General features: G+C 65.1%; 21 protein-coding genes. 10 read left to right on the top strand and 11 right to left on the bottom strand.

Annotation, left to right across the window (positions count from 1 at the left end; translation table 11 throughout):
- Positions 1 to 71: 71 nt before the first annotated feature.
- From ACEN8U_RS16340 to mpl, 9 genes are all read right to left on the bottom strand, one after another.
- Complete coding sequence (locus ACEN8U_RS16340) at positions 72 to 848, bottom strand: SDR family oxidoreductase (protein ID WP_015003768.1); 777 nt, start codon at positions 846 to 848, stop codon at positions 72 to 74.
- The gene (locus ACEN8U_RS16335) at positions 845 to 1,525 is read right to left on the bottom strand and encodes a 2-dehydro-3-deoxy-6-phosphogalactonate aldolase (RefSeq protein ID WP_015003769.1); all 681 of its coding nucleotides are present in this window, start codon (positions 1,523 to 1,525) and stop codon (positions 845 to 847) included. The genes ACEN8U_RS16340 and ACEN8U_RS16335 overlap by 4 nt, the downstream gene beginning before the upstream one ends.
- A 9-nt stretch (positions 1,526 to 1,534) precedes the next feature.
- On the bottom strand, positions 1,535 to 2,644 hold the full coding sequence (locus ACEN8U_RS16330) for a 2-dehydro-3-deoxygalactonokinase (RefSeq protein WP_015003770.1): 1,110 nt from the start codon (positions 2,642 to 2,644) through the stop codon (positions 1,535 to 1,537).
- The gene (locus ACEN8U_RS16325; RefSeq protein WP_015003771.1) at positions 2,641 to 3,630 is read right to left on the bottom strand and encodes an IclR family transcriptional regulator; all 990 of its coding nucleotides are present in this window, start codon (positions 3,628 to 3,630) and stop codon (positions 2,641 to 2,643) included. The genes ACEN8U_RS16330 and ACEN8U_RS16325 overlap by 4 nt, the downstream gene beginning before the upstream one ends.
- 1,033 nt (positions 3,631 to 4,663) lie before the next feature.
- Positions 4,664 to 5,386, bottom strand: coding sequence for a monofunctional biosynthetic peptidoglycan transglycosylase (gene mtgA / locus ACEN8U_RS16320; RefSeq protein WP_013589643.1), 723 nt, complete (start codon positions 5,384 to 5,386; stop codon positions 4,664 to 4,666).
- 49 nt (positions 5,387 to 5,435) lie between these two features.
- Positions 5,436 to 6,299 carry a shikimate dehydrogenase gene (gene aroE / locus ACEN8U_RS16315; protein WP_015003772.1) on the bottom strand — a complete coding sequence of 288 codons (864 nt, stop codon included), beginning with the start codon at positions 6,297 to 6,299 and terminating at the stop codon, positions 5,436 to 5,438.
- Entirely contained in the window at positions 6,296 to 8,434 is a 2,139-nt protein-coding gene (locus ACEN8U_RS16310) for a ribonuclease catalytic domain-containing protein (RefSeq protein WP_015003773.1), read from the bottom strand. Before ACEN8U_RS16310 ends, aroE begins: the two co-directional genes overlap by 4 nt.
- A gap of 186 nt (positions 8,435 to 8,620) precedes the next feature.
- Positions 8,621 to 9,295 carry a YqiA/YcfP family alpha/beta fold hydrolase gene (locus tag ACEN8U_RS16305; RefSeq protein ID WP_310107270.1) on the bottom strand — a complete coding sequence of 225 codons (675 nt, stop codon included), beginning with the start codon at positions 9,293 to 9,295 and terminating at the stop codon, positions 8,621 to 8,623.
- A complete protein-coding gene (gene mpl, locus ACEN8U_RS16300) occupies positions 9,292 to 10,686 on the bottom strand; it encodes a UDP-N-acetylmuramate:L-alanyl-gamma-D-glutamyl-meso-diaminopimelate ligase (RefSeq protein WP_015003775.1) in 1,395 nt (464 codons plus the stop codon). The genes ACEN8U_RS16305 and mpl overlap by 4 nt, the downstream gene beginning before the upstream one ends.
- 269 nt (positions 10,687 to 10,955) lie before the next feature.
- On the opposite strand from mpl, the gene ACEN8U_RS16295 reads away from it, so the two are divergent.
- From ACEN8U_RS16295 to ACEN8U_RS16250, 10 genes are all read left to right on the top strand, one after another.
- Positions 10,956 to 11,609 carry a hypothetical protein gene (locus tag ACEN8U_RS16295; protein ID WP_015003776.1) on the top strand — a complete coding sequence of 218 codons (654 nt, stop codon included), beginning with the start codon at positions 10,956 to 10,958 and terminating at the stop codon, positions 11,607 to 11,609.
- 8 nt (positions 11,610 to 11,617) lie between these two features.
- Entirely contained in the window at positions 11,618 to 12,196 is a 579-nt protein-coding gene (locus tag ACEN8U_RS16290; RefSeq protein ID WP_015003777.1) for a TlpA family protein disulfide reductase, read from the top strand.
- A 194-nt stretch (positions 12,197 to 12,390) separates the two neighbouring features.
- Positions 12,391 to 12,846 carry a type II 3-dehydroquinate dehydratase gene (gene aroQ, locus ACEN8U_RS16285; RefSeq protein ID WP_015003778.1) on the top strand — a complete coding sequence of 152 codons (456 nt, stop codon included), beginning with the start codon at positions 12,391 to 12,393 and terminating at the stop codon, positions 12,844 to 12,846.
- 68 nt (positions 12,847 to 12,914) lie between these two features.
- Positions 12,915 to 13,394, top strand: coding sequence for an acetyl-CoA carboxylase biotin carboxyl carrier protein (gene accB / locus ACEN8U_RS16280; protein WP_015003779.1), 480 nt, complete (start codon positions 12,915 to 12,917; stop codon positions 13,392 to 13,394).
- A gap of 144 nt (positions 13,395 to 13,538) precedes the next feature.
- A complete protein-coding gene (accC, locus tag ACEN8U_RS16275; RefSeq protein WP_013589652.1) occupies positions 13,539 to 14,906 on the top strand; it encodes an acetyl-CoA carboxylase biotin carboxylase subunit in 1,368 nt (455 codons plus the stop codon).
- Positions 14,907 to 14,909: 3 nt separating this feature from the next.
- A complete protein-coding gene (gene prmA / locus ACEN8U_RS16270) occupies positions 14,910 to 15,812 on the top strand; it encodes a 50S ribosomal protein L11 methyltransferase (RefSeq protein WP_015003780.1) in 903 nt (300 codons plus the stop codon).
- 48 nt (positions 15,813 to 15,860) lie between these two features.
- Positions 15,861 to 17,231 carry a DUF3426 domain-containing protein gene (locus ACEN8U_RS16265; protein WP_015003781.1) on the top strand — a complete coding sequence of 457 codons (1,371 nt, stop codon included), beginning with the start codon at positions 15,861 to 15,863 and terminating at the stop codon, positions 17,229 to 17,231.
- Positions 17,232 to 17,304: 73 nt separating this feature from the next.
- A complete protein-coding gene (tpx, locus tag ACEN8U_RS16260) occupies positions 17,305 to 17,805 on the top strand; it encodes a thiol peroxidase (protein ID WP_013589655.1) in 501 nt (166 codons plus the stop codon).
- Between the two features lie 96 nt (positions 17,806 to 17,901).
- Positions 17,902 to 18,840 carry a carbohydrate kinase family protein gene (locus ACEN8U_RS16255; RefSeq protein WP_015003782.1) on the top strand — a complete coding sequence of 313 codons (939 nt, stop codon included), beginning with the start codon at positions 17,902 to 17,904 and terminating at the stop codon, positions 18,838 to 18,840.
- 25 nt (positions 18,841 to 18,865) lie between these two features.
- Complete coding sequence (locus tag ACEN8U_RS16250; protein WP_013589657.1) at positions 18,866 to 19,342, top strand: glycine zipper 2TM domain-containing protein; 477 nt, start codon at positions 18,866 to 18,868, stop codon at positions 19,340 to 19,342.
- A 268-nt stretch (positions 19,343 to 19,610) separates the two neighbouring features.
- Here the strand turns inward: ACEN8U_RS16250 and ACEN8U_RS16245 are convergent, their stop codons facing one another.
- Both ACEN8U_RS16245 and ACEN8U_RS16240 read right to left on the bottom strand, forming a co-directional pair.
- Positions 19,611 to 20,255 carry a histone H1-like DNA-binding protein gene (locus tag ACEN8U_RS16245; protein WP_013589658.1) on the bottom strand — a complete coding sequence of 215 codons (645 nt, stop codon included), beginning with the start codon at positions 20,253 to 20,255 and terminating at the stop codon, positions 19,611 to 19,613.
- A gap of 30 nt (positions 20,256 to 20,285) precedes the next feature.
- On the bottom strand, positions 20,286 to 20,612 hold the full coding sequence (locus ACEN8U_RS16240; RefSeq protein WP_013589659.1) for a hypothetical protein: 327 nt from the start codon (positions 20,610 to 20,612) through the stop codon (positions 20,286 to 20,288).

Here is a 20,612-nt window from a genome sequence, read left to right as displayed (position 1 = left end):
CGTCTTCTTGTACCGGTTGTGACACACGCGGCCAGCGCGTCGTCCGGTGAAACGGTGCTGCGTTGTCTTCTTCAGTCGTGGTACAGAACCGAGCGTCCGCCGTCCACGGTGATGCAGGTCGCGTTGATGAAGGGCGCCTCGTCCGATGCGAGGAAAACCGCTGTCATCGCCACCTCTTCCGGGCGGCCAATGCGCTTCATCGGCTGCAAATCGATCGTGGCCTGTCTTGCCGCAGCCGGATCGGGCTGCTCATTCCACCAGTCGTGCGTCAGTTGCGTTTCGATATAGCCCGGCGCAATGGCATTCACGCGCACGTTGCGCGGCGCGTACTCGATGCCGAGCGCGCGCGTGAGGCCGATCACGCCGTGCTTCGCGACGGGATACGGAAAGCAGCCCGGAATGATCTTGAACGCATGCGTCGACGCGATATTCACGATGCTGCCCGCGCCGCGCTCGACCATGCCCGGCAGCACCGCGCGGCAACCGTTCCAGACGCCGTCGAGATCGACCGCGAAGCAGCGGCGCCAGTCGTCGTCGGTCATCGTGAGCGGGTCGCAAAAGACGTTGATGCCCGCGTTGTTCACCAGCACGTCGACGGGGCCGAGCGCGCGCTCCGCTTCGCTCACGGCGTGCTGAACCGAGGCCGATCGCGTCACGTCGGTCTGCACGGCGAGCACGCGTGCACCGGTTTCCGAGCGGATCTGCTCGGCCGTTTGCCGCGCCGTGTCGATGTCGAGCTCGGCAAGCGCCACCGCCGCGCCTTCGCGAGCAAACGCAAGCGCGATCGCCGCGCCGATGCCGCGGCCGGCGCCGGTGACCAAGGCGACTTTGCCGGCAAGCCGTGTCATTTCTTTGCACCCGCGCGAGCAATGCGCAATCCGTTGATGAACGCCTTCGCGTGCGAGGCCGTCACGGCCGCGCTCTGGCCGGGCTTGTACAGCGCCGAACCGAGCCCGAAGCCATTGGCGCCCGCGCTCAGAAACGGCCCCATGTTGTCCGGCGTGATGCCGCCGACCGGCACGAGCGGCACCTGCGCCGCGATCACCGCGCGCCACGCCTTCACGACCTGGCAGCCGAGCTGCTCGGCGGGGAACATCTTCAGCACGTCGGCGCCGTTCTTCAGCGCGATGAACGCCTCGGTCGGCGTCGCCACGCCAGGCGCGCACGCCATGCCTTGCGCTTTGGCGGCGCCGACCACTTCCGGGTCGCTATGCGGCATGACGATCAGTTCGCCGCCCGCGGACTTCACGTCCTTGACGAAACTCGGATGCAGCACCGTCCCCGCGCCGACGATCGCATCGGCGGGCAGCGCCTTGCGAATTGCGGCGATGCTGTCGAACGGCTGCGGCGAATTCAACGGCACCTCGACGATGCGAAAGCCGGCTTCATACAGCGCCTGACCGTGCTCGGCCGCATCGGCGGGCGTCACGCCTCGCATGATCGCGATCAGCGGACATGCCTCGAACGCCGCGATCAGACCCGCATGCGGCATGTACGGAGCGGGCAGATTGATGTGAGGTTGCATGTCGGTTCCCTATTTCGTGGATGACGGCGCGGCGGCCTCGCCGGCGCGCGCCGCGTGGGCGGCCGGCTTGACGAGCCCCGCCTCTGAGGCGACGCGCCACAAGCCGCGCTCGGTCGCATGTCTGACGAGCTCGGCCTGGGTGCAGCCGAACTGCGCGAGCGCGACGCGATAGCGCTCGCACAGCGCCTCGTTGCCGATGAGGCGCAGGCTCTGGCCCGCGAGCGAACTGTGCTGCTGCGCAAGCACGGCCTCGAGGCCAGCCAGCTCGTGCCCGATCAGGAGGCCGGACAGATAATCGGGCTGCTGCTCGCGCGAAAGTTGCCCCGTCAGACCGAGCGTGCGCGAACTGAAGACCGTGGCGAGCACGCCCGCCTGTCCCTTTTCACGAGCGATGGCGACGCCGCGCAAAAACGATTCGGAATCCGGACGATCCGGCGTGACCATCGTGCGTCCGAGAATTGTGTGTTCGCGCAGTGCGCCGAACACTTCGCCGGTCATGAAAGTATGAAAACGTTCGATGCGGCCGCCCTGCACCACGGCCCATTTGGCGTGCGTGCCGGGCAAGCCGATCAGTGCGCGTTTGCCGTCGTCCCTGCGGTCGAGGTCCTGACCCAATGCGCCGAAGATTTGCGTTTCTTCGCCGCGCATCACGTTGGGCAATTCGCCGCGTTGCAGTACGCCGGGCACGATGTGCAGCGTCGCGCCGCACGCCGCCTGCACACGCACGATGCCGGCCGCGAGCGCGTCGGCGCTCGCGGGTGTTTCCACATAGGGCGCTTCGAGCCAGCCTTGCGCGCTGCCGACCATGCCGGCCGCAATCACCGGCGTGCCGCGCGCGGCATCGAGCCAGGCGCCGCAGGCGTCCTCGAAAGCCGCGTCGAAACCGCCCTGATCGGCGCTGCGCGGCAGATTCATGATGCCGGCCGTCGATGCGCGCGTCGCCAGCACGTTGCCGGACGCGTCGTAGAGATACGCGCGCAGCGACGTCGTGCCCCAGTCGAGCCCAATCAGGGCCGCCTGACCGCTGCGTTCTGCGTCGGCGCCCGGTTTTGCGTTGACTCCAGCGGCGCCGGCTGCGACCTCTGCGTTCGACGGAGTGGGAGAACCCGCCTGTTTCATCGCTTGATCCTGCGGGTTGTGGGTTGCGGGGCGCGCCAGCCGAGTTCTTCGGAGATCGCGCGCGCTTCGCGCTGCACCACCGGAATGAGCTCGTCCATGCGTTCCAGCGACATGTAGGGAATCGTGCTCGCCACCGACAGCGCCGCGACGATCGCGCCCGACGCATCGCGCACCGGAGCCGCGACGCAGCGGATCGACGCTTCGTTCTCCTCCAGGTCGAACGTGTAGCCGCCGGCGGCGTAGTTCGTCATGCGCTGCATGAAGGTCTGCGCGTCCGGGCGGTTGTCGGGTTTGAACGTGACGCTCGCGAGCGCGCGGCGCGAGGCGTCGAAAAGCGACTGCCAGAGCTCGGGCTTGAGGTCGAGCATCATGGCCTTGCCGATGCCGGTCGACGCGAGCGGCATGCGGTGACCGACGCGCGAGCGCATTTCGAGGCCGCGCGTGCCGGGGATCTTGTCGATATAGAGCACGTCGTCGCCGTCGCGCACGCCGAGGTGAATGGTGTCGAGCGTCTGTTCGGCGAGCGATTCGAGATGCGGACGCGCGACTGCGGTCAGCGGCATCTGCTCGAGCGCGATCGTGCCGAGTTCGATCAGCTTGGGACCCAGCAGATAGCCGCCTTGCACCTGGCGCAGGTAGCGCGCCTGCACGAGGCTGCTCACCAGCCGATGCGTCGTGCTGCGCGTCGTGCCGAGCGCCGCGCCGAAGGTGCGCAGATCGCGCACGCCGGCGGCGGCCGCCTCGAGAATCGCGAGACCGCGCAGAAGCGTCTGGGTGCCGGCCTGTTGCGGCGTGATGTCGAGCAACGTGCTCGGCAGCGCGATTTCGTTGACGACGGCGGGCTGCGCCGCGGCGCGGGGCGCTTTCGCGCTCGCTGCGGCCGCTGCAGCCGTCGTACGCGGCGCGGCGCTCGATGCATGATCGGCACGCGGCGCCAGATCGGCTTCGGCCGGGCTTTCGGCGTGATGGGGCATCGCTTTGTTCATGGCGATTCGCTTTTCGGTGGTTTCTGCGCTTACAGCGCGGGGCCGGAGAGCGGGCCTTGAGTGCGCGCGACGGTGCGGGCGCGGAGGTGCTGCCTGGCGGTTCGGGTCGGCATTTGGCTTTGTCTCCGTTTTGTTTTTTGCTCTTGCAGAGCGGTGTCTGCTTGTTGGAATCGATTGTAGGGCGGTTTTTGAGAAAGCTCCAATATGTGATGGGTGTGGTCAGATAATGGGATTTTTTGTTGCCTTGCGCTTGGCTTGCCCCCTTGGCCTTCCTTGTGTTCACGGTGGTCTATTGGTGTTGCCCCTGTGCGGGGCGGCACCTACTTTCTTTGCATGCCGCAAAGAAAGTAGGCAAAGAAAGCGGCTTCACACCGCCAGCTTATAAGTGGGTCCCCTGGCTTGGAGGGGGTAGTGGTGCATCTGGAATCTGTGTTTTCGCACACTCCGCGCTAGTGACAAGGCAGTCATGCTTCCCACCTCGCACTGCGTGCTCGCCGGAAGGGTCGGGCCCAACCCAGTCGCTCGCGATTACGCGCGGTGGAGCCATCGGCTGCGCCTCGGCGAGGTGCTCAGGGGTTTGGCGAGGCGGCGCTGAAATGTGGGGCGCAATCGGCGCGTGTCCTGGTCAGGGACCGGCGCAACTGACCCACAAAATGATCAGGAAACCAAACAGAACTGGGAGCGGTTCAATGGAGGGCGGTGTTGAGAACGACCGCTGCGGCGCGCGCAGCGCCGCCGGAAGCATGACTGCCTTGTCACGCACGCGGAGTGTGCGAGGGCACGGATTCCAGATGCACCACTGCCCCCTCCAAGCGAGGGCCCCACTTATGAGCTGGCGGTTGGAGCCCGCTTTCTTTGCTTACTTTCTTTGCGGCGGCAAAGAAAGTAAGTGCCGCCCCGCACAGGGGCAACACTAATAGACCACCGTGACCTCAAGGAAAGGCCAATGGATTTCTCAAGGAAAGGCCAAGGGATTTCTCAAGGAAAGGCCAAGGGATTTAAAACAAGAAAAAACCAAAAGCGCGCCGCAGGCTCACTCGGGCAATTCCGCCGCCCCCATCCTCCCGGCAATCACCCGCGACCTCGCCGCCAGATACCTCGACCCGCGATGCTCATCGAAATACCTCGGCTGCGGCAGCATCACCGCGAGCCTCGCTGACTGCGCCGCCGTCAGCGCGCTCGCCGACGTCCTGTAGTAATACCGCGCCGCCGCCTCGGCGCCATACACGCCATTGCCCCACTCGACGGAATTCAGGTAGATCTCGAAGATGCGCTCCTTGTCCATCAAGGTCTCCAGCATCCACGTAATGATCAGTTCCTGCCCCTTGCGGATATAGCTCTTTTCGCGCGACAAAAAGAGGTTGCGCGCGAGTTGCTGCGTGATCGTCGAGCCGCCTCGCACAATCTTGCCCTTCGTCTTGTTGCGCTCCCACGCCTGCAGAATCGCGTCGGTTTCGTAGCCGTTGTTGTTGACGAAGTTCGCGTCTTCCGAGGCAATGATTGCCCGCTTCAGATTGCGCGAGATCTGCTCATACGGCACCCACGTGCGCCGGATCGCGAGATCGGGCCGCTCGCGCGACAGGCGCCACGCGTCCGAGCGCATGTAAGCCGTCGAACGGGGATTCACGTAGTTCCACACCGCGATCTGCGCGAAGTAATACACCTGTGTCGCGAGCCACGCGAACACCAGCACGGCGACCCCATAACCGATCCATCGCGCCGGACCGGGCCGGCTCGCGCGCCGCGTTGCTGTCATCGTGGTCTCAGGCCTCGTGGGAATGCGGTGATGTCGCGAACTTCGCGCGTCAGGCGTGCGACGGCGCGCTCAACAGCGCGCGCAGTTCCGCGAGCACCGGCGCGCCGTCGGGCCGCACGCCGCGCCACACATAAAACGATTCGGCCGCCTGCTCGACGAGCATGCCGAGGCCGTCGGCGCCGCGCGCGCCGAGCTTCTGCGCGTGCTCCATGAACACGGTCGGATGCGCGCCGTACATCATGTCGTATGCAAGCGTGCCGGTGCCGAACGCGCCGTCGTCGCATTCGGGCAACGACGCCTCCAGACTGCCCGCCGTTGCATTGACGATCACGTCGTACGCCCCCGGCTCAATTGTGCGTGCGTTGCCGCCAGTGAGGCGGCAGCCGGCGTCGCGCGCAGCCTGCGCGAACTGGTCGACCAGCGCTTCGGCCTTCGCGCCCGTGCGGTTGACGATGGTGAGCGAATGCGGCACGCGCTCGAGCATCGGCAGCACCACGCCGCGCGCCGCGCCGCCGGCACCGAGCAGCAGAATGCGCGCGCCCTTCAGCGGCACGCCGAGATTCACCTCGATATCGCGCACGAGCCCGAAGCCGTCCGTGTTGTCGCCGTAGACGCCGTTCGAATCGACGCGCAGCGTATTGACGGCGCCGGCCGCGGCCGCGCGCGGCGACAGCGTGTCGGCGAAAGCGTGCGCGTCGAGCTTGAACGGCACCGTCACGTTCAGGCCGCGGCCACCCGCTTCGATGAACGCGCGCACGTGCGGCACGAAGGCGTCCACCGGCGCGAGCAACGCGCCGTACTCGACCGGCTCGCCCGTCTGCGCGGCAAAGCGGCTGTGAATGAGCGGCGATTTGCTATGGCCGACCGGATTGCCGATCACCGCATAACGGTCTTTCGTCTCTTTACCGCTCATCGCCCCGGTTCCGTGATGTGTTGCCCAGCGGCGGCATTCGTGCCCTCGCCGCCGGGCGCGCTGTCGGCGTCGCTGTCGTCGTTCGCTTCGCCATTCTCGTCGCTGCCGGGCTCGACAGCGGCTTCTGCCTGTGCCTCAGCTTCGCTCTCGGCGCTTTCATCCGATGCGTCGACGATTTCGTCCTCTTCGCCTTCGTCGGCCTCGTCCGCTTCGCTGCCGCTCGTGACAGTCGGCGCATCCAGCACATGCAGAAGACGCACGGATGCCTCGACCGTCAACTCGTCAATCGACATCACTTCCATTTGCAGGCGCGTGCCGCGCGCATGCACGCCGAGGCCCGGCACATGCAGCAGCAGCGGAATCTCTTCGAGCCGCACGAGATCGCCCTTCACGACCGACGCCACCACCTGCTTCCTGTTCTCCTGCTTGAGCCAACGCAGACACCAGAAATACTCCATGCGGCGCTGGTGATCGGCGTAGGCACTGTAGGTATCGTCGAAACCTTGCACGACGGCGAACAGATCGGCGTCTTTCGGCTTGAACGGCGCGGCCAGCTTCGCGGTCACGCCGTGCTGCACGCACGCGAGCAGTTGCCACTGATTCACCAGATCGACATAACGGCGCAGCGGCGACGTGCTCCACGCGTATTGCGTGACCCCGAGCCCTTCGTGCGGCGCGGCATTGGTCTGCATGCGCGTGCGCTTGGGGCCGCTCGGCGCGCCGAACGCGCGCTGCGTGCGATAAATGCCCGGCACGCCGTGATCGTGCAAAAACGCGCCCCACGAGGAGTTCGCGAGAATCGCCAGTTCGGCGACGATCGTGTCGAGCGGCGACCCGCGCCGGCGCGGGGTGATCGTGATGTGCTCGCCGTCCACGTAGAAGTTGAAGTCGGTATTGCGCTGCACTTCGCGGCGCAGGCCGTAGCCCGCGCGCGCGGCCTGGCGCTTTTCGAACAGCGCCTGCGCGAACGGCCACAGCACGGCAATGTCGTCCTTGTGCGGATAGTCGCCCGTGCCGGCGGCGAGCGCTTCTTCGGTGACGACTTCGTCGAGCGTGTTGTGCCGCAGATTGTTCTTCACGAACACGCGTTCGGCGCGTGTTTCGCTCGCAACGATTTCCTGCGTCTCGCGATTGACGATCACATACAGCGACAGCGCGGGGCGCAAGCCGCCCTCGGCGAGCGTGAACGCGTCGACGACGCTGTCGGGCAGCATCGTGATCTTGTCGCCCGGCATGTAAACCGTCGACAGACGCGCGCGAGCAATCGCGTCGATCTCGTCGCCGCGCTGAATGCCGAGCGCCGGCGCGGCGATGTGCACGCCGATCCGCACGCGGCCGTCCGCGAGATGTTCGACGGAAAACGCGTCGTCGATTTCAGTGGTCGTAATGTCGTCGATCGAAAACGCCTCGACCTCCGCCTCCGGCAGATCGTCCGGCAAGGCTCCCAGCGTGACAGCCGGAAAGCCGGTGCCGTGCGGAAAAAACTCCGCGAGGAATTTGGCCTCGTGCAGCGCGCGCGCCGACGGAATCGCGCCGCATTCCAGCATCAGACGCGCCTGCGAAATGCCGCGCGCAGCCGCCGCGGCTTCCAGCGCCTTGTATTCGATGGTGTTTTTGTCGGGCTTCGTGAGCAAGGCGAGCGCCGTCTTGCCGCTGAAGGCCTCGGGCAGGCGGCCGGCCTTCAGCTCTTCCTCGTAGCCTTGCTGCACGAGGGCCTGTTGGCGCTTGCGCTCCAGACCGGCGAGCGCCATTTTCAGCTGCTCCTGCGGCGCGCGCTGATACATGCCGCGGCCTTTACGACGGAAATAGACCGGCGCGCCATGCATGCGCAGCACCAGCGCCGCGCGCTCGGTCGGGCCGAAGCGCTCGCCGAAATATTCCGCGCCCAGGGTGGCGAACGGAAACTCCTCGTCGGGCGCGCATTCCCACAGGAAGTCGAGATCGATGTCCTGCGCGACGGCGTCCGCCTCCTGCATCAGTTCGGCCGCGCCCGGTTTTTCGAACTCGATCAGCACGTCTTTCGCGCGCACCTTCGCGCGCCGGCCGCCCGGCAACTCGACCTGGAACGCATCGCCCTGGCGCGACAGTACGCTGCCGGCCTTGAAACTGCCCGATTCCTCGAAGAAAACGTTCACTCAATACTCTCGTCTGACTTGCATGCGCCGGCGCGGGCGGCACGGCAACGTGTTCGTGATGATGAATCCGCCGCGCGCCACGGCGCGCAGGCGGCATGAATTCTGATGACCGGCGGCGTTTCCGCTGTCGGACGGCCGGCTTTCAGGGCCGCGCCGGTTAGGTGCGCTGCGGGTGCTTCCTTGTATTCAGGCCGCTTCGCGCGGCGCCGGCGGCTCTTCGTGCGCGGCGTCGCAGAAGGCCAGCACGTCGTCGAGGTAGTCGGCGAATTCGCTGATCGCATGGTCGCTGCCTTCGATCAGCGTAGTCCGCGCGCCGGGATAGTGCGCGAGCATTTCGCGGTAGTCGAGCACTTCGTCGCCGGTTGCGGCCAGCAAATAATAACGTTCGGGACGCGTGATCGCTGTCACACTCAGCGCCCGCAATTCGTCAAGATGATGCGGCTCGACGACGATGCTGCCGCCGCCATGCCACAGCGGCTGCTCACCGAGATAGGCGCTGAGGTCGCGCTGCGGCACCACGGCCGGGTTCAGCAGCACCGCCGGCCAGCCGTGCTTCTCCGCCAGATAAGTGGCGAAGTAGCCGCCAAGCGAACTGCCTATCACCGTCACGCCGCTGGGGTCGTGCTTGGTGTCGTGCTTTGTGTCGTGCTTTGTGTCGTGCTTTGTGTCGTGCTTGGTGTCGTGCCCGGCCCCGGCGGCGGCCACCAGCGACTCCACAAGCGCAACCGTCTCGAACGGCGAAACCGGCAGCATCGGGCAGCACCATTCGTCGCCGCGGCCCAGTTCGGCGAGCCGCGCCGCCAGGAGGCGCGCCTTGAAAGAATTGGGCGAAGACCGAAAACCGTGCAAATAGAGAATCACGTGGCGCCTCGCGCGGAGAGGGCGTCGAGCAGCTTCTGATGCACGCCGCCAAAACCGCCGTTGCTCATCACGAGAATCTGGTCGCCGGGGCGCGCGGCGTGAACCACGGCTTTCACGAGCGCGTCCAGATTGTCGAAGGCTTGCGCCTTGGCGCCCAAGGGCGCGAGCGCTTCGCCCAGGTTCCAGCCGAGCGCGTCGCGGCCGCTCGGCGCGCCGTAGCCGAACACGAGGTCGGCGTCGGCGAGACTGGCCGGCAATTGCGCCTTCATGACGCCGAGCTTCATGGTGTTCGAGCGCGGCTCCAGCACGGCGAGAATGCGCGTGTTGTCGCGGCCCACGCGCGCGCGCAGACCGGCCACGGTGGTGTCGATCGCGGTCGGATGATGGGCGAAGTCATCGTATACGGTCACGCCGTCCACGCTGCCGCGCACTTCCATGCGCCGCTTGACGTTGCGAAAGCTCGCCAGCGACCTGGCCGCCTGCGCCGGCGGCACGCCCACATGGCGCGCGGCGGCAATGGCGGCGAGCGCGTTCATACGGTTATGTTCGCCCTGCACTTGCCACTCCACCACGCCCACGCGCTCGGCGTTGTGGTACACGGCAAAGCGTTCGTCGACAGGCACGCCGTCTTCTGCAGGTTGAGTTTCCCAGCCGCCCTGCACGCCGAAGCGTTCCACTTCGCTCCAGCAACCGCGCGTCAGCACGCGCTCGAGCGCATCTTCGCGACCATTGGTCACCACCCGGCCAATGCGCGGCACAGTGCGAATCAGATGATGAAACTGCGTCTCGATCGCGGCGAGATCCGGGAAGATATCGGCATGATCGAACTCCAGGTTGTTCAGGACGGCGGTTTTCGGCCGGTAGTGGACGAACTTCGATCGCTTGTCGAAGAAGGCGGTGTCGTACTCGTCCGCCTCGATCACGAAGAAGCTCGAATCCGTGAGCCGCGCCGACACGCCGAAGTTCAGCGGCACGCCCCCAATGAGGAAGCCTGGGTTCAGACCCGCGTCTTCCAGCAGCCACGTCAGCATGGAGCTCGTGGTCGTCTTGCCGTGCGTGCCGGCCACGGCCAGCACCCACTTGCCGTTCAGCACGTGTTCGCCGAGCCATTGCGGGCCGGACACATACGGCAGGCCGCGGTCGAGAATCGCTTCCATGAGCGGATTGCCGCGCGACACCACGTTGCCGATCACGAACAGGTCGGCGTTCAGACCGTCCAGCTGTTGCGCGTCGTAGCCCTCGATCAGCCGGATGCCTTGCGCCTCGAGCTGCGTGCTCATGGGCGGATAGACGCCGGCGTCGCAGCCCGTCACCGTGTGGCCCGCGCCGCGCGCGAGGACCGCGAGACCGCCCATGAACGTGCCGCAGATACCGAGGATGTGGATGTGCATAAGCCTGTCGTGCCGCGCGGGCGTTATTCCTGGAAGAGCCCCTTCTCCGGCGTTTCGCCAGACCCGGGAGGGCCAGAAAAACCCGGCTGGCCGGCGCTTTCCTGTGAGGGATGTGAGATGAGCGGGCCGCCGGAACGGCTTCCCGCAAAGCACGCTATTGTAACCGACGCCTCCCGAACGCCTAAGCGCTCTCGCCCGCCGCGAGCGCCGCGGGCAGCCGCTCCGAGCCGCCAGAAAGGGCTGTCATCAATCTCTAGTATGATGGACGGATGGTTCGCAAATCACATTTTGATCCGCAGCGCGTGCGTGAAGAAATCGCCATCGCGGCTGCGCGCCTCATCGCGGAAGACGGTCTCGACTATGCCACGGCCAAGCGCAAGGCGGCCCGGCAGGTCGTGGGGGAAAGCCGCGTCGCGGGGGAATGGCTGCCGGATAACGACCAGATCGAGGAAGAAATCCGCGAATATCAGTCGATCTTTCAAGGCGACAGTCAACCGGCGTTGCTGCGGCGTCTGCGCCGTATCGCAGTGGAATGGATGGAGCGGCTCGCGCCGTTCAACCCGTATCTGACGGGCGCCGTGCTCGGCGGCACGGCGGGGGAACATTCCGACATCCATCTTCAGGTGTTCTGCGACAACCCGAAAGAAGTCGCCATCTACTTTCTGAACGCGAATATTCAGTACGACGTGTCGGAAACGCGCCACTTTGCTGGGCGCGGCTACGTCGAAACGCTCAGCTTCCTGTGGCGGCCGGCGAGCGAAGGGCGCGACTCCGAACCCGTCGGGGTGCACGTCGCGCTGTACGAATCGGACGACCTCCGCGGCGCAGTGAAGGCCGATGCACGCGGACGCACGGCGCGCGCGAACCTGCAGGCGGTCCAGTCGCTTCTCGACGGCAGCGGCGTCGCTCCTTCCACTAATTAATTCGCATCATGAACTTGAGACGTATTCTGTTCGGCGCGGTCGTCGCCGTGATCGCTGCCGCGAGTGGCGTGCTGGCTCATCACTGGCTGAACGGCAATGCACACAGCCGGAGCGACAACGACGGCGTCAGCGAAGTCGCGCACGGCGCGCAACCGGCCTCCAGGGAAAGCGCCGTCGCGCAGTTCTGGGCGGCGCCGGTGACGACGGCCGACGGCAAGCCTGAATCGCTAACTGTGTTCAAAGGACGTCCAATCGTCGTCAACTTCTGGGCCTCCTGGTGCGGCCCGTGTGTCGAGGAAATGCCGGCGCTGTCGCAGCTCCAGCGCGACTATGCGAACAAAGGGATCCAGTTCGTAGGACTTGGCGTGGATTCGGAGAAAAACGTCCAGACTTTCCTGCAGAAGGTCAAAGTGGCCTATCCAGTGTACGTAACCGGTTTTGGCGGGGCCGATCTCGCGCGAGCCTTCGGCAACACGGCGGGCGGCCTGCCGTTCACCGTCGTGATCGACGCAAACGGCAATATCCGTTCGACAAAATTGGGCCAGATCGATCCAAAAATACTGAAACAAACCCTCGACGCGCTCTAGATTTCACAATCTTTTCACGTTGGTTTGCTGCTGGAACGAGCGAAATTCGGCACAAATCGGTAGCAATTCGTAGAAGTTGGACCGCCGCCAAGACGCCAAAAACCGGCTTGCGGTGCTTCGTCCGTGCATGAAACTAGACAAGTTTCTCTAATCAGCGCTAAAGTGCGCCCAATTCCACGGAAAAAGAAGCGACCATGACGCGACTGCTGGTACTGCACGGCCCCAACCTCAATCTTCTCGGCACCCGGGAACCCGAGGTCTACGGCCGCGTGACTCTCCCGCAGATCGATCAGGCGCTCGCCGACCGCGCGGCCGACGCCGGCGTCGAGCTCGCGTCGTTCCAGAGCAATCACGAAGGCGCGCTCGTCGATCGCATTCAATCCGCGCGAACTGAAAAAACCGATTTCATTCTGATCAACCCGGCCGCGTACACGCACACGAGCGTGGCGATCCGGGACGCACTGGCGGGCGTCGGCATTCCGTTCGTGGAGATTCATCTGTCGAACGTGCATCGTCGCGAACCGTTCCGGCATCACTCGTATTTCTCCGACCAGGCGGAGGGCGTGATCTGCGGCCTCGGCTGGAAGGGCTATCTGTACGCACTGGAGTTCGCGCTCGACCGGCTCGCCGCCGGCTCGTCGCGCGTCTGAATCAACAACACGTCTAATTGCGCCGGCCGCACGCGCGCCGGCATCCACGCATTGAAAGGGGCTTCCTGATGGATCTACGTAAACTGAAAACTCTGATCGACCTCGTCTCGGAGTCGGGTATTTCCGAACTCGAAGTGACCGAGGGCGAAGGCAAGGTCCGCATCGTCAAGAATGCGCCGCCGGTTTACGTGCAACCGTCCGCCTCGTACGCGCCGCAGCCGTTCGCGCAAGCCGCGCCCGCCAACGGCGGCGAAGCACTGCCCGCAGCCGCCGCAGCAGGCGCACCGGCCACCCCGGCCGCCGCTGCTCCGCAAGGCCACGTCGTGACGTCGCCGATGGTCGGCACGTTCTACCGTGCGCCGTCGCCGGGTGCTGATCCGTTCGTGCAGGTCGGCGACACGGTCAAGGAAGGCCAGACGATCTGCATTATCGAAGCAATGAAACTGCTGAACGAAATCGAGTCGGACAAGTCCGGCGTCGTGAAGGAAATCCTCGTCGAAAACGGCCAGGCAGTGGAATACGGCCAGCCGCTGTTCGTGGTCGGTTAAACGCGGCGCGCATCGCCTTTCGCGTGCATGCCGCCCGCGCGCCCGTGCACGAGCCCGCTCCGTTGCACGGAGCGCGCGCCCGATCCTCTGAGGCAGCCGGTGTTGTGAACGACCCGGCGCCCACTGATGAGTCGAAAACCCGCTATGTTTGAAAAAATCCTTATTGCCAATCGTGGCGAGATCGCCCTTCGCATCCAGCGCGCCTGCCGCGAACTCGGCGTCAAGACGGTCGTCGTCTATTCGGAAGCCGACAAGGAAGCCAAGTACGTCAAGCTCGCCGACGAGGCGGTCTGCATCGGCCCGGCGCCCTCCAATCTGAGCTACCTGAACATGCCGGCGCTGATCAGCGCGGCGGAAGTCACGGACGCCGAAGCGATTCACCCCGGCTACGGCTTCCTGTCCGAAAACGCCGACTTTGCCGAGCGTGTCGAGCAGTCCGGCTTCACCTTCATCGGCCCGCGTCCGGAAACCATCCGCATGATGGGCGACAAGGTCACGGCGAAGCAGACCATGATCAAGACCGGCGTGCCCTGCGTGCCCGGTTCGGAAGGCGCGTTGCCCGACGATCCGAAGGAAGTCGTGAAAATTGCCCGCCAGATCGGCTACCCGGTGATCATCAAGGCGGCGGGCGGCGGCGGCGGCCGCGGCATGCGAGTCGTCCACACGGAAGCGGCGCTCGTCAACGCGGTCAATATGACGCGCGAAGAAGCGGGCCGTGCGTTCGGCAATCCGCAGGTCTACATGGAGAAATTCCTGGAGAACCCGCGGCACATCGAAATTCAGGTGCTGTCCGATTCGTTCAAGAACGCAATCTGGCTCGGCGAGCGCGACTGCTCGATGCAACGCCGTCACCAGAAAGTGATCGAAGAAGCGCCGGCGCCGGGTATCGCGCGCCGTCTGATCGACCGCATCGGCGATCGTTGCGCGGACGCCTGCAAGAAGATGGGCTATCTTGGCGCCGGTACGTTCGAGTTCCTGTACGAAAACGGCGAGTTCTACTTCATCGAGATGAACACGCGCGTGCAGGTCGAGCATCCGGTGACGGAACTCATCACGGGCGTCGACATCGTGCAGGAACAGATCCGCATTGCGGCCGGCGAAAAGCTCGCCTTCCGTCAGCGCGACATCGTGTTCAAGGGCCATGCCATCGAATGCCGGATCAACGCTGAAGATCCGTTCAAGTTCATTCCGTCGCCGGGACGTTTGACGTCGTGGCACATGCCGGGCGGCCCCGGCATTCGCGTCGATTCGCATGCCTACAATGGCTATTTCGTGCCGCCGAACTATGATTCGATGATCGGCAAGCTGATCGCTTACGGCGCGACGCGCGAGCAGGCGATCAAGCGGATGCGCATTGCGCTGTCCGAAATGGTCGTGGAAGGCATTCAGACGAACATCCCGCTGCATCGCGAATTGATGCTGGATGCGAAGTTCGTCGAAGGCGGCACGAGCATTCACTACCTCGAAAACCGGTTGGCCGCGAAGCAGCAGGCCGCGCCGGAAGAAGCGTAAGTCATGAGTTACCGGGAACTGGTCGCCGAACTGGCACGCGAGCACGCGGAGGAACTGTCGGACGCGCTGCTCGAGTTGGGCGCGCTGTCCGTGTCCGTCGAAGATGCGGACGCCGACACGCCCGACGAGCAACCGCTCTTCGGCGAGCCCGGCCTCACGCCCGAACGCACCGCGTGGCAGCGCTCGCGCGTGATCGCCTTGCTCGCGCCGGAGCACGAGCCGGCGGTGTTGCTTGCCGCCGCGTCGAACGAAATCGGCCTCGCCGAGGCGCCGCCCTTCAGCGTGCGCGAAGTCGAGGAACAGGACTGGGTGCGGCTCACGCAGTCGCAATTCGATCCGATTCCGATTGGCGAGCGCATCTGGGTGGTGCCGTCGTGGCATGACGCGCCGGACCCGAACGCGCTGGTGCTCGAACTCGATCCCGGCCTCGCCTTCGGCACGGGCAGCCATCCGACCACCCGTCTTTGCATGGAATGGCTGGAGCAAGCCGTGCAGCCGGGACAATCGGTGCTCGACTACGGCTGCGGCTCGGGCATCCTCGCGATTCTCGCGAAAAAATGCGGCGCCGATCCGGTGTTCGGCATCGACATCGACCCGCAGGCTGTCGAGTCCGCGCGTCACAACAGCGAGCGCAACCGCGCGGAAGTCACCTACGGCTTGCCCGACGCCTGTCCGGCCGGCGAATTCGAGATCGTGGTCGCCAATATCCTGTCCAATCCGCTCAAACTGATGGCCTCGATGCTGTCGTCGAAGGTCAAGCCGGGCGGCCGCATCGCACTGTCGGGCATCCTGGCGCGACAAGCCGACGAGGTCGCGCAGGTGTACGCGCGCTGGATCGACATCGGCGTATGGCGCGAACACGAAGGCTGGGTATGCTTAACGGGAACGCGCCGCGAAAGCCATTAGAATAAGGCGTATTGTCCAACCAACAGCCTCGCGGCTAACCGGCTCAATATGCTTCTGGCGACGCGCTGCCCCTTCTGCCAAACCGTTTTCCGCCTGCAACCCACGCAGCTCGCGCTGCGTCGCGGCCTCGTGCGTTGCGGGCAATGCCACGAAGTATTCGACGCGTCCGGCAGCCTTTACGACATCAGCGAAGGCGGCGACTTTTCCACTGCCAGACACGTGTCCGCCGCGGCGGCCATGGAGGCGCTTTCCGGCACGCGGCCGAGCGGCGCCGACTTCAGCCCCGCCGCGTGGGATCCCTGGGCGCCCCGGCCCACGCCGCTTTTCGAGGAACGCTTCCGTCATAACGCGGAGAACGTTTCAGCCGGGCCGCGCTACACCGACGCCCCCACGCCCGCGGCGCCGGGCCACGCGGCAGCCGGTCCGGAGTTGTCCGCCGGTGCGTCAGGTGCATCAGGCGCTTCAGGTGCCGCAGCTCGGCCCGACCACGAGCCCGTGCTTGCGGACGCGCCGCTCGAACCGTTCGCGTACGAGGAAGAGCCCGCGAGTGAGCCAAGGCGCGAGCCAACACGCGAACCAACCAGCAAGCCGATAAACGCGCCGATAAGCGAACCACCCAGCAGGCCGCCCGCCGACGAAGCTCCGCGCGTCTGGCATAAAACGGAGCGCCCCGCTGGCTCTCCGGCCGACGAACCGGTGTTCAATGAACCGACGAGCTTCCACGGATTTCCCGACAACGAACCGCATTTCGGTACCACCGGCGTAGGTGCGGCCGGCCTCGGCACGACGCATCCGCATCCGCATCTGGACGATCCGGACCTGCGCGGACCGGCACGTGCGGCTGCGACGCCGGGCGGCGAGCCGTTCTCGGTGAACCCCGTGAACGACGACGCCGATCCGTTTCCGGTGGTGCGCGAAACGCGTCCGGCCGAGCCGCGGCGTCTTGCGTGGATCATCGGCGGATCGGTGGCGGCGGGACTGCTCGTGATCGCCCTGCTTGCGCAGCTCGCGTGGTGGCAGCGCGAAACCGTGCTCGTCTATCTGCCGAGCACGCAGGCGTTGTACGCGAAGGCATGCGCGCAGCTCGGCTGCCAGATCACGGCGCCGCACGACATCGACGGTCTTCAGGTCGAGCCGTCCGATCTGCGCCAGGTCGACGGGCCGCACAAGCTCGAGTTGCGCATGCCGCTGCGCAACCGCTTCAACGTCGCGCTCGCCTATCCGGCAATCGAACTCACGCTGCTCGACGACCAGAACAACATTGCGCTGCGCCGCGTGCTCTTTCCGCAAGACTACGTGCCGCCCGGCACGCCGATCGCGGCCGGCCTGCCGCCGCACATGACGCAAACCATGATCGTGCGCCTCGACACCGGCAACGCGGTCGCCTCGAATTTCCGCGTACAGATTTTCTATCCGTAACGCATCCCCGCGTGCCCGGCTCGAACCGGGCGCGTTCACCGTCATCACTGACGAACTTTCGGAGCACAACAACATGAGTCAAGTCACGCTGGGTGGTAACCCGATTGAAGTAGCCGGCACGTTCCCGTCGGTCGGTCAGACCGCTCCTGCTTTCTCGCTGGTCGGCAAGGACCTGAAGCCGCTGTCGCTCGCCGATTTCGCCGGCAAGCGCAAGGTGCTCAACATTGTCCCGAGCCTCGACACGCCGACCTGCGCGACCTCCACCCGCAAGTTCAACGAAGCTGCCGCGAAGCTCAGCAACACGGCCGTGATCGTCGTGTCGGGCGACCTGCCGTTCGCCGCCTCGCGCTTCTGCACGACCGAAGGCATTGAAAACGTCGTGACGGCCTCGACCTTCCGCGGCCACGAATTCGCCCAGGCGTACGGCGTCGACGTGACGAGCGGCCCGTTGACGGGTCTGACGGCGCGCGCCGTCGTCGTGATCGACGAAAACGACAAAGTCGTGCACGCGGAACTGGTCGGCGAAATCAAGAACGAACCGAACTACGACGCTGCACTTGCCGCGCTGAAGTAAAACTTCAGCGTAGGACGACCCGGCGCCGCGCTCACCGCGCGGCGCTGTCACATCGTCACTTCCATTTCTCCACAGTTTTTTACAGGAACGCTCGCCTTGGCTACGCTGATTTGCGGCTCGCTCGCCTACGACAACATCATGACCTTCGAAGGCCGGTTCCGGGAGCACATCCTGCCGGAGCAGGTTCACATCCTGAACGTGAGCTTTCTCGTGCCGACCATGCGCCGCGAGTTCGGCGGCTGCGCGGGCAACATCGCCTATTCGTTGAATCTGCTGGGCGGCGACGCGCGCATCATGGGCACGCTCGGCGAGGTCGACGCGCAACTCTACATGGACCGCTTCGCGCAGTTGGGGTTGTCCACGGAAAACGTGCTGGTCGTGCCGGGCACCTACTCCGCGCAGGCGATGATCACCACCGATCTCGAGAACAATCAGATCACCGCGTTCCATCCGGGCGCGATGATGCAGTCGCATCTGAACCGCGCTGACGAAGCGAAGGGCATCACGCTCGGCATCGTCGCGCCGGACGGCTACGACGGCATGGTCCAGCATTCGGAACATCTGGCCGCCGCCGGCGTGCCGTTCATTTTCGATCCGGGCCAAGGCCTGCCGCTCTTCGACGGTGCTGCACTGCGGCGCATGATTGAACTTGCGACTTACGTAGCTGTCAACGATTACGAAGCCAAGCTCGTGAGCAACAAGACCGGTTGGTCCATCGAGGAGATCGCCGGCAAAGTGGAAGCGCTCATCGTCACGCTCGGCGAACACGGTGCGCAGATTCATCACGCGGGCGGCGTCGAGCAGATTCCGGCCGTCAAAGCGCAACAGGTGCTCGATCCGACCGGATGCGGCGACGCGTTCCGCGGCGGTTTGCTGTACGGCATCGAAAAGAAGCTCGGCTGGGCGACCACCGGCCGTCTCGCGAGCCTGATGGGCGCGCTGAAGATCGAACACCAGGGTCCGCAAAATTATGCGCCCACCCGGGCGCAGATCAACGAACGGTTCAAGCAGGCGTTCGGGTACGACCTGCCGTAATACCGCAAGCTATTGGAGTTAGGGAATGAGAACAACGAGTCGCCTGATAGTGGCCGCCTTGATTGCCGGTTCGCTGGCCATGTCGGGGTGTGCGTATAACAGCAGCTCTGCCGACGTCTACACGGCGTCGCAGGCGCAGCGCGAGGAAACGGTCCGCATGGGCACGGTCGACAGTGTGCGCGCAGTCAAGATCAGTTCGAACAACGGTCAGCCGAGCGGCCTCGGTGCGATCGGCGGCGGCGCACTGGGCGCGGTGGCCGGCAGCGCGATCGGCGGCGGACGCGGCTCGATCGTGACCGGCATCATCGGCGGTCTGGCGGGCGCGGTGGCCGGCAATTCGGTCGAGAACAGCGTCGCCGTGCGCGACGGCCTTGAAATCACCGTGCGGCTCGACAACGGCGACATCCGCGCCATCACGCAAAGCGCCACCGGCGAAATTTTCCGCGCCGGCGACCGCGTCCGGCTGCTCTCCAGCGGCGGCGTCACGCGCGTGACGCACTAAGTTTTCCCCTCTCGAGCGGCCAGCCTGACGCGGCCGCATCGACCTCACACGCATGCCCTCCCCTGTGCATGCGTTTTTTTTCGCCCACGCTTTTCGCGTCACGGCGCGCTCCACGCTCGACGTGTTCGAGCGGCGAAAAAAAATCCCGCGGCCGGAAACCGGCAACGGGATTCTGACCGCGTGGCGCTCGCAAGACTGCGTCAAGCGCCACTCGGTCATCCGGCACACCTAACGATGTGCCGAAGTGCTGCTACTGCCTGTCGTCCGATTACGGACGGCTGCCCGTCGGGAACGGCCATGCCGCTGCCGGGTTCAGCGCGGTCTTCACCGTCGCCGCCGGCGCGCTCGAAACAGAAGTCGCAGCGGGTGCAGGCGCTGCCTTCTTGGCGACAGCCTTCTTCGCAGGGGCAGCCTTCTTCGCAGGAGCGGCGGCCTTCTTCGCAGGAGCAGCCTTCTTGGCAGGCGCAGCTTTTTTAGCAGCAGCCTTTTTCGCAGGCGCGGCCTTCTTGGCAGCGGCCTTCTTCGCAGGCGCGGCTTTCTTTGCAGCAGCCTTCTTCGCAGGCGCGGCCTTCTTCGCAGCAGCCTTCTTCGCGGGCGCGGCCTTCTTCGCAGTCGCCTTCTTGGCAGGTGCTGCCTTCTTCGCTGCAGCCTTCTTGGCCGGCGCTGCCTTCTTCGCGGCTACCTTCTTGGCCGGTGCTGCCTTCTTCGCTGCGGCCTTCTTAGCCGGTGCAGCCTTCTTCGCTGCAACCTTCTTCGCCGGCGCTGCCTTCTTCGCTGCGACCTTCTTGGCCGGCGCTGCCTTCTTCGCTGCTACTTTCTTGGCCGGTGCGGCCTTCTTCGCCGGAGCTGCCTTCTTGGCTGCGACCTTCTTCGCTGCAGGCTTCTTAGCGGCGGCTTTCTTTGCAGTTGCCATCATTTTCTCCTTCAGGTTTTCAGATGAGAGTCAGTTCAAACTACACCCTTCGTCAAAACCCGCTTCCCGCGGACGCTTCTCAGGGCGCGCGCTACGAAGCGGGCTATTCATCGGCGTACGCAGGTGCTGCGCGCTTACGCTAATGAATGCGGTAAGGCGCGCCGTGCCCGAAGGCACCGCGCGCCAAATGTCATCGGCGTTGGGTTTCAACGCCGGCAATTGCTTGATCGAGCCGACGGCGATCACGCCGACGGCTTTTTCCGGGGGGAAGTTTGCCCATCCCACTGAAGGGTTCGCAAAGTGCCGGTCATGTTTGTGGGCCGCGAAGGCACGCGGCGCACGGGGCACGCTTTGCAT

Origin of the sequence: Paraburkholderia phenoliruptrix (assembly GCF_047325075.1) — a bacterium.
GTDB classification, from domain to species: Bacteria; Pseudomonadota; Gammaproteobacteria; order Burkholderiales; family Burkholderiaceae; genus Paraburkholderia; species Paraburkholderia phenoliruptrix.
Note: the sequence above shows the minus strand (reverse complement) of the source record. Positions and strands in the feature narration are given on the sequence as shown.